Source organism: Ralstonia psammae (assembly GCF_958405935.1).
Classification (GTDB): Bacteria; Pseudomonadota; Gammaproteobacteria; order Burkholderiales; family Burkholderiaceae; genus Ralstonia; species Ralstonia psammae.
Genome location: NZ_CATZBU010000001.1, coordinates 744,516 through 758,985, shown reverse-complemented (window position 1 = coordinate 758,985; position 14,470 = coordinate 744,516). Strand labels below are relative to the sequence as shown.

Annotated in this window: 6 protein-coding genes and 1 pseudogene; 4 read left to right on the top strand and 3 right to left on the bottom strand. The window is 61.8% G+C overall.

Features of this window, described 5'->3' with window-relative positions; genetic code table 11:
* Positions 1-79 precede the first annotated feature (79 nt).
* The gene (locus R2N16_RS03625) at positions 80-316 is read left to right on the top strand and encodes a hypothetical protein (RefSeq protein WP_316664219.1); all 237 of its coding nucleotides are present in this window, start codon (positions 80-82) and stop codon (positions 314-316) included.
* Positions 317-384: 68 nt separating this feature from the next.
* Here R2N16_RS03625 and R2N16_RS03620 read toward each other — a convergent pair whose 3' ends face one another.
* From R2N16_RS03620 to R2N16_RS03610, 3 genes and pseudogenes are all read right to left on the bottom strand, one after another.
* Complete coding sequence (locus R2N16_RS03620; protein ID WP_316664200.1) at positions 385-1,263, bottom strand: plasmid partitioning protein RepB C-terminal domain-containing protein; 879 nt, start codon at positions 1,261-1,263, stop codon at positions 385-387.
* A complete protein-coding gene (locus tag R2N16_RS03615) occupies positions 1,260-2,162 on the bottom strand; it encodes a ParB/RepB/Spo0J family partition protein (RefSeq protein WP_316664199.1) in 903 nt (300 codons plus the stop codon). The genes R2N16_RS03620 and R2N16_RS03615 overlap by 4 nt, the downstream gene beginning before the upstream one ends.
* Positions 2,159-2,869 (bottom strand): annotated as a pseudogene (locus R2N16_RS03610) (recombinase family protein); the annotation flags it as partial. The gene R2N16_RS03615 and the pseudogene R2N16_RS03610, both read right to left, overlap by 4 nt.
* 271 nt (positions 2,870-3,140) lie before the next feature.
* On the opposite strand from R2N16_RS03610, the gene R2N16_RS03605 reads away from it, so the two are divergent.
* From R2N16_RS03605 to R2N16_RS03595, 3 genes are all read left to right on the top strand, one after another.
* The gene (locus R2N16_RS03605; protein ID WP_316664198.1) at positions 3,141-3,608 is read left to right on the top strand and encodes a hypothetical protein; all 468 of its coding nucleotides are present in this window, start codon (positions 3,141-3,143) and stop codon (positions 3,606-3,608) included.
* A gap of 179 nt (positions 3,609-3,787) precedes the next feature.
* Positions 3,788-4,789 carry a helix-turn-helix transcriptional regulator gene (locus R2N16_RS03600; protein WP_316664197.1) on the top strand — a complete coding sequence of 334 codons (1,002 nt, stop codon included), beginning with the start codon at positions 3,788-3,790 and terminating at the stop codon, positions 4,787-4,789.
* A 511-nt stretch (positions 4,790-5,300) separates the two neighbouring features.
* Positions 5,301-14,309 (top strand): hemagglutinin repeat-containing protein, encoded by a 9,009-nt coding sequence (locus tag R2N16_RS03595; protein WP_316664196.1) that lies wholly within the window; start codon positions 5,301-5,303, stop codon positions 14,307-14,309.
* Positions 14,310-14,470: the final 161 nt, after the last annotated feature.

Below are 14,470 nucleotides of genomic sequence, written 5' to 3'. Positions count from 1 at the left end.
TCACTCTCGCTCGCCCCGAGCGTCCATGATCACGCTGAAATGCCGTCCACCATCAGCCTGATCTGACCGTCCACGATCGCTGAAATACGCACTCAAGCGCACACGCACCGCCATGCGCACCCACGGCCAATGCCGACCGGGCATGCTGCGGGCAGAGCTTCAGCACCTCTCCGCACACGCATTCCCGCCGGCATTCATAAAAGGCTTTATGGACGCGATTGATGCCTACGTTTCGATGTCGCTCGGGGGCCGCGATGTTGATCCGCAAACGTGGGACGTACTAGCCGCCATAGAGCGGCGTGGCTACAGCCAATAACAACAGATTGACGCGTTCCCGTGACGGGCGGGAATGCCAACAGAGGCAGCGGTTCAGCCGCGCCCTGTTCAGGCCTCCAGCGACACTGACCGTGTCAAGGTCTCAAACTCACGTAGAACATCGGGGTGCTTCTGGGACAGGAACCGAAATACCGCTTCGTTGCTCACCAATTTGGTGAGGTATCCCTTGGCTAGGACCAGATTCAAGACGTCTTGTCCGTAGGACTGCTCGACCAGCTTGAGCTGGCCTTGCAGGTTCCCCATCTCGCGCTCCATCTTCGCCATTTGCTCTGCGGTGACACCGCCCAATTTGCGGGGCTTGCTCTCATGTAGCAGCAGATTGCTCGGCGTGGCGGCAACTAACGCTTGCGCATACGAAACTGTGATGTTGTTCGCCGCGATCATCAGTTCAACACACTCGATCTGACGGGTGGGCTTCAGCTTGCGAAGCACGGCGCCCAAGTTGGGTGAGAAGTGAAAGTCCTTTAGCAGTTCTGCGGCTTCCGGGCAAACACCATTGAGCAGGGCTGCGTGCATGATGATGTGCCGAACATCGACGTTCAGCGCCTTCGCCAATTTTTCGCGAGGCACACCGCGCTCCAGGGCGCGCCGAATCATGAAGTGCACTTGGATCGTGCTCACCCGATTCAGTCTGTTGTTGTACGTATAGCCTTCGTCATCGGTGGCAACAAGGCAAGGCGCATCCGTGAACTCCAATTCCCTCAGCGCAGCGAGTCGGATATGTCCATCAAGCAAGACGTGCAGTCCGCTGGCTTTGTCAGGTTTGCCCACGCTCAACGGCTCAATCATGCCGACCGCCTCAATAGACGACAGAATCTGTTTGAACTTCGCAGATTGCTGGAGACCCTCGGGGGTCTTGCGCGACGGCAGAATGTTCTCAAGCGGCAGCGTCAGTGGCCGAGGGATGAAGCCGAGCAGATCGGTCATGAGGTATGGCCTCCTGGCCAGACTCGATCGGACAGGTACTTCGGGAGCGTGTCCAAACGCTCGGCGCGGAGTAACACCGTGAAGCTCTCGTCTAACATCAACTCGCGCAGTGCTTCAACGACGAAGAGCAGACGTTGTTGTGCTGTCTCAGCCTTTCTAACAAGCAGCTTCTGACGTTCCACTTCTTTCTGGTAATTGCGCACCAAACTGGATGTCGTTACCTCAGCCGGCTTGCGTGGCGCGCTGCGCGCCAAGGTCTTTCCGAGTGCTTGCCGCCTCTCTATGACGCGCCGCGCGTGCAGCAATTGGTGACCCCTCAACTGGCCGGTCTCATAGGCTTCTTGCAACGCAACTTGTACGGCACGGTCATTGTTGCCGGCCCCCGAGATGACAAGCGCTGCTGTCAATGGGATGCGCCCCGACTCTACCGCCACGAGTAGGCGCTCTTCACCGCTGCCGAGGAGCTGCAGGATGCCGTGTACATAGTCCAACGTCAGGCCAGTTTTCTCCGCGATCGCCTTCTTGTCGTAGCCTTGCTCTTGGAGTCGGCCAATACCTGTCAATAGCTCCAAGGCGCTACCCTTCCGGCGGGCGACATTTTCGGCCAGGCTCATCACGAAGGCATCTTCATCGCTGGCGTCTACCACCAGCGCAGGGATAAAGTTCTCCCCCAACTCTCGGAAGGCCTTGAGTCGCCCCTCACCACAGATCAACAGGTAGTGTTCAGCGCCGTCTTGCCCAGGACGCGGTGTGACAGTAATCGGCTTCTTTAGACCGATGCTTTGGATGTTGCGGACGATACCCTCGAACTTTTGCGCGTTGCGGTCACGGGGGTTCAGGACTTCGATTGTGTCGAGTGGGATCATGCGCAGGTCAGGCTTGGGGTGTTTCCTCGTCATGCGGCCCTCCTGATGCGGCTGCGCTCGGCCATGCCATAGAGGTAATCCAAGTTGCCGAACCGATAGGTCTCCAGTTCGAATCTATTGTGGTCGGCCAAGCTGATGCGCGGCAGACCAAAGTCCAATCGCGGCAGGAGATAGTAGTCCAGCGGCCCTTGGTTGGCCGTGTCGAGCCTCACGGCTACTGTGATGTCGGGAAGAAGGCCGGCGTCAAAGCGCACCTTCCACCGGTGACTGCCGGTCTCCAGTATCTGGCAGCGGGATAAGACGATCGAAACACTGAACTCGCGATTGACCGTGAGCAGGTCGGTTGCCGAGTCACGTTCTACTGAGCCGCCTAGTTCGGCAATCATCCGCTCCGTATGTCCGATGATCTGCGGATGCAAGCGCCGCAAGAACCGATTGATTTCGATGTAGTGATAGTCGCGATCCGGGGTGAAGCCCACTGCTTGATACGCTCGAACGAGACTACCAAAGCGGTGTGCATAGGCTGCGGCTGAGGGCATGCCTTCCGTTTCGTCGATGATCAGCCCTGACAAGAACCCTCGCGCTCGATAGAGATTGCGCAGCTTTTCCAACAGTTCTTCGTCACTGAATCGGCGCGCCCGAGCGCGCAGAATGCCTTGCGCTGTATAGAACAGCTCGGGTGACACGATCGCATCGAAAGCCCCGTCCCTGCGAATCCACATTTCAGGGCCGTTGAAGATACAAATTCACCAGCGCAGTCACACTCCTGGCTACCACCCCAATACTCAACTTTTCTCAGCCCCGCCGTTAGCACGCGCGCGCAGATGGTAGTTTCCAGCCTGATACGGCGTGTCAGGCGCAAGCCCTGCACAGCCAACAAAAAATAAGCGCAGTGCGCGTGCTGGCATGAACGGGTCATCGCCAGTACGCCCCACGGGTGAGGAAGCCCCTCGGCACAGCGTCGGCCCTGCACGGTCAGCGGCCTTTGCATTGTTTTGAAGGGGAAGCCGCATGCAGTCTCATACGCCATCTGCGGTACGGTCGGTGGACAATCGGCGTGGCCGCATTTCGCTGCAGTATCTCGACGCGGGCCAGCAACATCGCGTGCGTACCAGCATCCGGGTGATCGCAGCACGCTCGCTCTATCAATGGGATGAAGTCGAGCCGCACCAGGCCGACGTGCTGGTGCTGGAAGGCGAGCGAGCCGACGTGCGCGCGGCAGGCCCCTTCAAGCTATGGCTGGGCCAACCAGCGCCCGACGTGTTTGGCGATGACGTGTTCAATCTGCCGCGCGCCTTCAGCACCCCCATGCTCTGGGGCGTGCTCGACCTGATCGCGCTGCGGCTGATGGACAGTCGCAGGCAGCCTACCGAGGCCGGCAGCGCATCTTTCATCGATACCGATTCCGCTACGAGCGACAAGCCCGCATACCGCTTGCTCCAGCCCGTCACGCTGGACGCGCCCCATGCGGAAGCTTGAGTCCGCAACCTTCCACAAGGTCCACCAGGCCGCGCGCCGTACCCGGATGCACGCATCAACAGCGCTTGTGCAGAGCGCGAGTGCCCCTTGCGGTGTGCCATGAACGCTCCGCTTGATCTCTCGCCCTGCCGGATCGGTCCAGCATTCTCGGGTGCCTTCTCGGGTGCCATTGGGTGGCAATGACGCTTTCTCTTAACGATCTTCAATTGTTGATGGCGCTCGTCGGGAGCCTGCACGAGGCATCGCCCGATAGCGTGGCCGAGCGGCCTGGGGTGGCACGCAAGCTCGAGTCATTGCTGGGCATTGATGTCATGTCGCATATCGTCCGGCACGACGCGAGCCCAATTCCCATCCACACCTCCACGTGGGGCCGGGATCTCCAATTGAATGCGGACTACAAGCAGTACTTCCATGCAGTCGACCCGATCTCGCCGCTGTTGCACCGTCGGGCAGACCCGCTGCTCGTGGAGCGGATCATTGGCCGGCGCAGCCTGCAGCGTACGGAATACTTCACCGATTTCCTCACGCGGTACAAGGTCTACCCAGGCATGAGTCTGTGCCTGGATGCCGGCGGTGGAACGTTGCTCGATTACCGCTTGGGTACGAGTGAAGTCGGCCGCGTCTTTGGCGAGCGCGAGTTGCGCATTCTTGATCTGCTGCGGCCACACCTCATCAACGCCCACCGGCAACGGGCCATCGCCACGTTGGAGGGTGATGAAAACGCCGTTGGTAGCCGCCCGTCGTTCGTGCTCGATCCAGCCAGGCCTGCACAACCAAACCGCGCCGCAGAAGCGCTGATGGCAGGCTTGAGCGCAATCGAGCGCGAAGGGTTGTTATTGCTGTTGAGCCGGATCGCGCTAGGCGCGAGTGAGCCGATGCAGTGGGCGGGGTTCGACCTGTGCACGAAGTTCGAATGCGCCGCAGATGGCCGCATCGTTCACCGGCTGTATCTGACCGCGGTCACCGTGGGCTCGGGGGCGTGGTTCCAGCAGAAGTTCAAGGTGACACGGCGCGAAGGCGAGGTGTGCGAACTGCTGCTCAAGGGCCTGTCGGATAAACAGATCTCCAAGGCGCTCAATATCAGTTACTGGACGGTGCGCAGCCACGTCGGCCGCGTGCTGGACAAGCTCGGGATCGAATCACGCACCGCTGTCGCCCCCCTTGTCATCGCTGCACGATGACGCAGGCTCAGGTGCGCCTTTGAAGTCGGTGAGGTGCTTCAGGTCAATGCCCAAATCAAGCTCGGAAACCTCAATGAATCTGAATTCAATTTCTCTGAAATCAGATCTAAATATCTCGCAACGTCGCGCATTTGCATCGAATTTGCACTTGTTTCGAATCGGTAAGGTCGTTTCGATTATCATCCGCGCAAACAGCAAAAAGGCAATTGCTCCGCACTAGACGGGGTGAGGCCGTCGGGGTTGTTCCATTTCAGACGGGGTAGGGAGTGCTTTCGCATGAGACGACATCTCAGGCGCGCCGTTGTGCGTCACCGCCTTGCTGGGCATTCGACCCAGCACTCTTCTGGTCAGCACTATTTGCTGACCCGCCCTGCACCTGATCCGGAACGGCCCCCGCTGTTGTAAGCACACGCCTGTTGTCTGTTGTTGCCCCCTTTTTTTGCCTGCTTTGCGCACGTTCAAACGTCCGCCATCGGGCTGTTGTCGTCTGCCGTGTCAGTAGAGAAACATCATGAACGCGAAGTGTTATCGAACTGTCTTTAACGCCGTACGCGGCATGCTGGTTGCCGTCGAGGAAACGGCGTCCAGCACAGGTAAGGGCCGCAACGTGGGGGCGCGGACGCAGGGTGTGGCGGAGGTGGCCGCAACGCTGGCACGCTTTACCGTGCTGCCGCTTGTCTTTGGCGCCTGGTGTGCGCTAGGCGTACCGGCAGCGGTCCATGCCCAGGTAGTCGCGGCGCCTGGCTCGGCGGCGCAGGTGGGGCAGACGCAGAATGGTTTGCAGCAGGTGAACATTGGCCGTCCTAACGGCGCCGGTGTATCGATCAACACCTATTCGCAATTCAACGTTCCGAGCCAAGGGACGATCCTCAATAACTCCGCTGCGATCACGCAGACCCAGCAGGCGGGATACATCAACGGCAACCCCAACTTGTTGCCCGGTGGCAGCGCGCGCATCATCGTCAACCAGGTCACCAGCACCAACGCCAGTACGTTGAACGGTTACCTTGAGGTAGCAGGGCCGAGAACGGAAGTCGTGATCGCCAACCCGAACGGCATTCTGGTCAATGGCGGTGGCTTCATCAATACGAGCCGCGCGACGCTGACAACGGGTACTCCTGTGTATGGGGGCAGCGGCAGCCTGGACGCATTCCGCGTCACTGGCGGGCAGATTTCCATCCAGGGCGCCGGCCTGAACGCGAGCAATGTCGATCAGGTGGACCTGATTTCCCGTGCGGTGCAGGCCAATGCGGCGGTCTACGCTAACCAACTCAACGTGGTCGCTGGCGCTAACCAGGTCGACCACAACACCCTGGCCGCCACACCCATCGTGGGCGATGGCGCCGCACCCGCACTCGGCATCGATGTGAGCGCGCTGGGTGGCATGTATGCGAACAAGATTCTGCTTGCGTCCACTGAGAATGGGGTGGGCGTTTCGCTCAAGGGCGTCACCGCTGCACAGGCCGGCGACCTGACTCTCACGTCTGCGGGCCAACTGATCCTGGCCGGCACGACCAGCGCCACGGGCAACCTCAACGCGAGCGCCCACGGGGACGTAACGAACTCGGGCGCGACCTATGGCGGCGGTGCCGTCTCGGTCTCAAGCGATGGGACGCTGACCAACAGCGGCGCACTCGCCGCCCAGCAGGGTCTTTCCGTCAACGCAGGTGCCGTGAACTCCACCGGTAGCCTCGGCGCAGGCGTCGCGCAGAACGGCACGGTGACGCAGGTGGCGGACCTGAACGTGACCGCGGGCGGTGCCCTGTCGGCCACGGGCACCAATGCGGCCGGCGGCAACGCGACATTCCAAGGCGCAGGCGTGAGTCTCGCGCACAGCCAGACGTCCGTGAACGGCAACGTTGCGCTTAATTCCTCCGGCAATGTCGACCTGAGCGGCGCGTCGACCCATGCGGGTGGAGCAGTTACGGCCAATGCATCCGGCGCGTTTGTGAACGATGCAGGCCACCTGAGCGGCAACGGCCCGGTGCAGGTCACGGCGGGCAGCGTCTCCAATGCCGGCGGCCAGATCGTGAGCCAGGGCGCGGTAGGCGTGCAGTCCACCGGCGCGGTGAACAATACCCAGGGAACGGTGCAAGCTGGCGGCGCCCTGTCTGTGTCCGGCACGACGATCGACAACACCGCCGGCCGTCTCGTTTCACTCAACGCCGATGGCCTCACGGTCAATGCCTCCACGTCGGTCACCAACACGGCCGGCACCACCGCTGACGGCGCTCAGGGCGGCGTGATTGGCGGCAACGGCGCCACCAGCGTCACCACGCAGACGCTCACGAACCACGGTCAGATCAGCGCGGCAACCAATGCCACGCTCAAGGCCACGACGCTGGACAACAGCAATGGCAGCGTGAGCGCAGGCCAGACGCTCGCGGCAACCGTCACCGGTGCCCTGAACAACCAGCACGGCACGCTGTCGGCCGACACGACGAACCTCTCTGCAGGCTCGGTCGACAACACGGCCGGCAAGATCGAAGGCAACCAGCTTGGTCTGACCACCACGGGCAACCTGAACAACCAGGGCGGCACGATCAATCAATATGGGCACGCCGATACGACCCTCCAGGTTGGCGGGGCCTTGGACAACACCGGCGGCACGATTGCGGCCAATGCGCAGAATCTGACGGTCAACGCGCAGGCGGTGACCAACGATGGCGGCAAGCTGCTGCACTCTGGTACGGGAACGCTTGCGCTCACCAGCTCCGGCGCGCTGTCCAATGTGGGTGGTCAGATTCAGACCAACGGCAACCTCACGACACAATCTGCATCGCTCAACAACACGCAGGGCAACGCCTCGGCGCAGGGCACCACGTCGGTTACAACGACGACGGGCGATCTTGTGAACAAGCAAGGTACTGTCTACGGCCAGACGGGCCTGACGCTCGCCAGTGGCGGCCAGCTCGACAACACCCAAGGCTCCGCGCAAACCTCGGGCAACCTGTCGGCGACGGCCGCCGGTGCGTTTCTGAATGGGCACGGCGTCATTGCTGCCAACGGCGCGCATGGTACGGAAACGGTCTCGGGTGCCAGCATCGACAACACGTCCGGGCGCCTGGTCAACGCAGGTGATGGCGCCACGTCCGTCTCCGCAACCACGAGCCTCAAAAATGACGGCGGCGCGCTCGGTGGCAATGGCAACGTAACGCTGAACAGTCAGACGCTGACCAATACGGCGGGCGGCACCGTGGCGGCCGGTGGCGCGTTGGCCCTCAATACCTCCAATGCCATCGATAACCGCGGCGGCGTGGTGTATGGCGCTCAAGACCTGATCCTGAACCAGACAGGGGCAACGCTCACCAATGATGGCGGCTCCGTGCAGGGCGGCCAGAGCGCCAAGATCAATGTCGCGTCGATGACCAATAGCGGCGGCAATGTACGCGCCAATCAGGATGTGTCGGTACAAGGCGGTGTGTCAGGCGATGGCGAGATGACCGCCGGTCGCAACCTGACGCTGCAGGTCACGGGCGACTACACGAACGGCGCGAACAACCACCTGCGCGCCGATGGAAACATGTCGGTGTCGGCGACCGGTACGCTCACCAATAGCAGCACGCTGGGTGCAGCCGGCAACACAACGGTCGGTGCTACCAACGTGGTCAACACGGCCACGGGTGACATCACCGGCACGAACACTACGGTGTCGGCCACCAACGGCATCAGCAACGCCGGTCGCATCGAAGGTGACACCGTCCAAACCAACAGCGCGTCACTGACGAACACCGGCACCCTCATCGGCAGGACGGTGCAGGCCCAGGCCAACGACATCACGAACTCCGGTGCGGCTGCACTGATTGCCGCCGCGCAGGACCTCAAGCTGTACGCCAACAACTCGGTGTCGAACCTGGACGGCGCCACGATCTACAGCGCCGGCAACCTGCAGATTGCCAAGGACGGCGTGCGCGATCCCAACACCGGGATGCTGATCCACCAGGTGGGCACGCTCACCAACCGGTCGGCCGATATCGAAGCGGATGGAGACATCGACATCGCGGCCAAGGTGGTGAACAACACGCGCACCAGCATCGTGACCGCGCCAGGCACGCCGACAACGGCAAGCCAGACGCTCACCACATGGTATGCAGGCTTCACCGGCCTGGACATGCAGTACCACCAAAGCATCACCTTCCCGAGCTGGCGCTGGAGTGGTCAACAGGCGCCCATCAGCGCGAGCCTCACCTATGCGTTGATGCAACCCATCACCGTGACGGTGCCCAAGTCCACCGTCACGGGGCTGAACGCGACGGCGCAGACGTTGTCCTTCACGACCTCGCCCATCGAGCAGTACCAGAACCCGGCGATGCCGGGCTGCGACACCAGCGATCCGGCCTGTACGTATCAGCCGGTCCTCTCGCGCTCGATCACCAGCAACCCGACGCAGTACTACCAGTCCATCACCGACAACGGCAGCACCTATTCCATCACCTTCTGGCCTGACTGGAACCCGAACACGAACATTCGCCCCGATCAGGTGCGTGTGCGCCTGGACCTCGGATCGGATAGCCACGACTACAACGAGACACAACGCACCACCACCACGACCATCGCCACGGACCAGCTCGTGTCGGCCAGTGCTGCTGCCATGATTCGTGCCTCGGGCAACATCCGCATCAACAGCGATGGCGGCTCGATCCTCAATGAGTCGTCCACCATGGCCGCCGGCGGCAATCTGGTGCGCTCGGCCGTGGGCGGTACGGTGACGGATCGCGGCACGGCGCTGCAGCAGAGCACTACCACCACCGAAACGTCGACCTTCTACTGGCACCAGAAGACGGGCGGCGACAACGACACCCAGGTGGTGCCGTATCCGACCGCGCCAGTCGCTTCCACCACCGTGATGGCACTGCCGGCCATCGCCTCGTCCAACCAGGCGGTGCAGACCAACGCGCAGACCATTAACGTCACGACAGTCAATCGTGTTGGGGAAACCGTGACGGGTAGTGGAGTGACCGGTGGTGGTGCTACAGGCTCATCCGTCGCGGGTGCCTCCGGCCAGACGAATCACCCGCAGACCCTGGGCACCGCTGCAGGCGGTATCCCCAACCTGACGCTGCCGATCAACGGCCTTTTCCACTTCCAGACCGGGCCGGGTGCGACGTACCTGGTGGCGACCGACCCGCGCTTCACCCAGTTCACGAAATTCATCTCCAGCGACTACATGCTGGGCCAGTTGGGGCTGAACCCGCAGACCACAGAAAAGCGCCTGGGCGACGGCTTCTATGAAGAGAAGCTCGTACGCGACCAGATCACGCAGCTCACCGGCCGTACCTTCCTCGCGGGCTACTCCGACCAGCTCACCGAATACCAGGCGCTGATGGACTCGGGCGTGAAATACGCCAAGAGCTTTAACCTCGCCCCCGGCATTGGCTTGACCGATGCGCAGATGGCCCAGCTCACCACGGACATGGTGTGGCTGGTGTCGCAGGATGTGACTTTGCCGGATGGCTCGCACCAGACGGTGCTGGTGCCCAAGCTCTACCTGGCGCAAGCCAATACCGTCGAGTTGAACTCGACCGGTGCGCTGGTGACGGGCAAGACTGTGGGCCTGGCTGCCACCGGCGACCTGTCCAACAGCGGCCGCATCGTGGGTGACATGGCCACGCAGGTGCTGGGCAACAACATCGTCAACCAGGGCACGATCGGTGGCGCTGGCAGCGCCACGGCCGTGCAGGCCTTGCAGGACGTGCGCAACATTGGTGGCACGATCACCGGCCAGGATGTGGGTGTCGTGGCTGGGCGCGATGTCATCAACTCGTCGCAGATGATTTCCAACCTCAATACGCTTGGACCAAACAACTACACCGCCGGCGCCACGGGCATCGGTTCGGTGGGCACGATTTCCGCCACCAACAATGCGACGGTGGCGGCAGGCCGCGACATCACCATGCAGGGCGGCGCCGTGGCTGCCGGCGATACGGCGACGCTCGCCGCTGGCCGTGACCTGAATCTGGGCACGGTGCAGACCGGGACCACGCAGGATGCGGTTTCGCGCGGTGGCCAGAGCTACTCGCACGATCAGACCACGACGAACATCGGTAGCACGGTGGCGGCCGGCCAGAACGTAGTGGCGGTCGCCGGCCGTGATGCGACGCTCACGTCTTCGACGGTCCAGGCTGGCAACAACGCAAGTGTTGTGGCGGGCCGCGACTTGACGGAGACGGCGGCGCTGGACTCGCATACGCACAGCGAAGGCTCGCTCGGCGCGGACGCGAACTACAAGAAGTCGTCTTATGACGAGACGGCGAGCGGCAGCGCGATCCAAGCCGGCAACAACGCCACCCTGGCCGCTGGCCAGACTCAAGCCGTCAATCAGGTGCTGCAGGCCAACGGCATTGCAACGGTGGCCAATCAGGGGCCGGGCAACGTGTCGGTGTTGGGCTCGTCTGTGACGACCGGCAACGGCCAGGCCAAGCTGGTGGGTACGGGTGATGTGACGATCGGTGCAGTGACAGAGAAGCACGCGTCCAATTCCTGGTCGGAAGACAAGCACTCGGGCTTGCTCTCTTCCGAGCAGACCACAAAGGTTGCGAACACCAGTAGCACCAACGCAGTTGGCTCGTCCATTTCGGGTGACTCGGTGACGGCTGCAGCGGGGCACGATCTGACGGTCCAGGGCTCAACAGTGGCGGCGACCAACGATGTGAACCTGCAGGCAGGCAACAACCTGACTATCACCACCGCACAGAACACCAGCTCCAGCTACACCTTCCAGGAGACCACGCGGTCTGGCCTCGGCGCGACGGGCGGCCTGTCGTATGGCAAGCGCGATCAGAAAGACACGACCAACGACAGCGCCGTAACGCAGACCTCCAGCATGGTGGGCAGCACCGGCGGCAACGTGAACATGACGGCAGGCAATGCACTGACCGTCACCGGCAGCCAGGTCATTGCGGCCAAGGACATCACGGGCACGGGTGCCGATGTGACGATCCAGGCAGCGCAGGGCAGCACCCACCACGACGAGACGCATGAGGTGAAGCAGACTGGCGTCTCGGTCGGCGTGGTGGGCGGTGCAATCGGCGCGGCTGTGGGCGCGGTGCAGATGGGCCAGAACGCCGCCGCCAGCCAGAGCGGCCGCGCAGCGGCGCTTTGGGGCATTGCCGGCGCGCGGGATGCCTACGATGCGGGCAAGTCGCTCGCTTCGTCCGGTGGTGACCTGACCTCTGGCGCAGCCGTGAGCCTGTCGTTCGGCACCAGCCAGAGCAAGCAGACGATGACGGACGATGCAACCCAGCACACGGGCTCGTCCATCACGGCAGGCGGCAAGGCAAGCTTCACGGCCACGGGCGTCGATGCCAACGGCAACAAGACCGCCGGCGACCTGAACATCGTGGGGTCGGATGTGAATGCCAAGCAGGTGGCGCTCAAGGCTGCGCACGACGTGAACATCGTGTCGGCCACCGATACCGATGAAAGCCACAGCCGCAATGAATCCAGCAGCGCCAGCATCGGCGTGCAGGTGGGCAGCTCCGGCTTCGCGGTCTCCGCCTCGGCTTCCAAGGCCAAGGGTAACGCGGACAGTACGAGCGCCACGCAGCTCAACAGCCACGTCAACGGCAGCGATTCGGTGTCGATCGTGTCGGGCAACGACACCAATGTGCTGGGCGGCGTGGTGAGCGGGAACAAGGTTTCGCTGGATGTGGGCAACAACCTGAATCTGGCGAGCCGCCAAGACACCGCGCAATCGAACGCCAAACAGGACAGCATCGGCGGCGGCTTCACGATCGGTACCGGCGGCGGCTCGGCCAACTTCTCAGCGAGCCACGGCAGCGCCAACGGCACCTATGCCAACGTGACGGAGCAGTCTGGCATCAAGGCTGGGGATGGCGGCTTTGACATCAACGTGAAGGGCAACACGGACCTCAATGGCGCGATCATTGCCAGCACCGCCACCCCAGACAAGAACCAGCTCACCACGGGGACGCTGACCTGGAGTGATGTACAGAACCACTCGGATTACAGCGCGGACTCGTTCGGCGTCTCCATGGGTGGCACGTTTGGCGGTACGAGCGGCAAGCCAAACTCGGGTCAAGAATCGGGCAAGAACACCGGTGGCATCAGTCCCATGATTCCGCAGAGCGACAGCGGCAGCCAGAGCGGTGTGGCGCAGGCCGCCATCTCTCCGGGTTCCATCACCATCACGAACAAGGATGCACAGAAGCAGGACGTGGCGACGCTCAATCGAGACACGTCGAACACCAACACCACCGTTGGCAAGAATCCGGACCTGAACAACATCCTGTCGCAGCAGAGCGACATGATGGCGGCCGCACAAGCTGCGGGCGAGGCGGTGGCGAAGACGGTCGGAGATATTGCGGACAGCAAGTATCAGGCCGCCAAGGATCGTTACAAGGCTGCTATAAGCAATGACGACCCGGTGGCCGCTGCTGCCGCCAAGGCCGACATGGACAACTGGGACACTAAGGGCGACTACCGCGCTGCGCTGCATATGGCAGGCGGCGCATTGATTGCGGGTCTGGGTGGCGGCAACGCCGTGGCAGGTGCGGTCGGTGCGGGAGTCACGACCAAGTTGTCGGATCAGTTGGGCAACCTGGCGCAGTCTGTGGCGAGCGGCGCAAATACGGGCAATGCTAACGTGGACGAGATGCTGGGCAACATCGCGGCCAACATCGCGGCGGGTGGTATCGGTCTCGCCGTGGGCGGTGGCTCGGGTGCAGCGACAGCAGCAAACGTCGATCGCTTCAATCGACAGATTCACCAGAACGAGCAGGTGCTTGCCAAGAAACTTGCCGACCAAAGCAACGGCCAGTACACGGAATCGCAAGTCGCGGACGCGTTGCGGCTTGCAAACAACAAGGCGCTTAAAGAAAACGCCGGTTCGAACGTGAGCGTGGATGTGAGCCAGAATCCGAATGGCTACTACGATGGCGCCTATATGCTAACGGCGGATGGCAAGACCTTCGTCCAGAACACAAACGCGATCGCCAAGCCCTCCACCGATCTGATGAACTACATTTCGTCGATGACGGGTGGCAACTACACTTGGGACGCGGCGGCGCCGACTTCCACCAAGCCGCTAGGCAGCGGGCAGGTGTATTCCACAAGCAACCCGTACATTCCCACAACCGCTTGCTTGGTCGCAGATTGCATCCCACAGGGTAGGCCCGGGTCAGGCTTCGACTATGTTTCCGTACAAGCGAGCCTCTACGTCGGTTCGGGCGGTGTATCCATCAACTTGCGTGACGGCTCCGTAACGGGGCAGTGGTCAATGGGTCGCGCTTACCCCGGCTACACCAATCAGGCTGGTGTGACCATAACCGCAGGCAGCATCTTCGGAGACAACAGTGCAGAAGGCGTCAACAGTTTCTTACGTGGCGGGAGCGCGTCTGCCGGTACTTTTGCCCCCGTTTTCGGGGTCCCGATTGTTGGGCTAGGTGGCGGCGTAAACCATTCCTATGGGGGCGCGACTGCTGCCGAAGTCGGAATCAGCTTCCCTGCTGGTACATTTGTAAATCCGGTGGGATACGGCTTCGATCCGAAAAAACATTGAGGAAACATATGGCTGGACCATCCTTTAAACCCGGCGACTACGAGAAGTTGCCGAAATGGCAAAAGGTAATTTATCGCATAGCCGTTTTCCTGGGTCTTTTGTTTATTGCTTTTTTCTTGATAAAAAGTAGATTTTTTTGAATTTCACAGAGTGGAGTATTT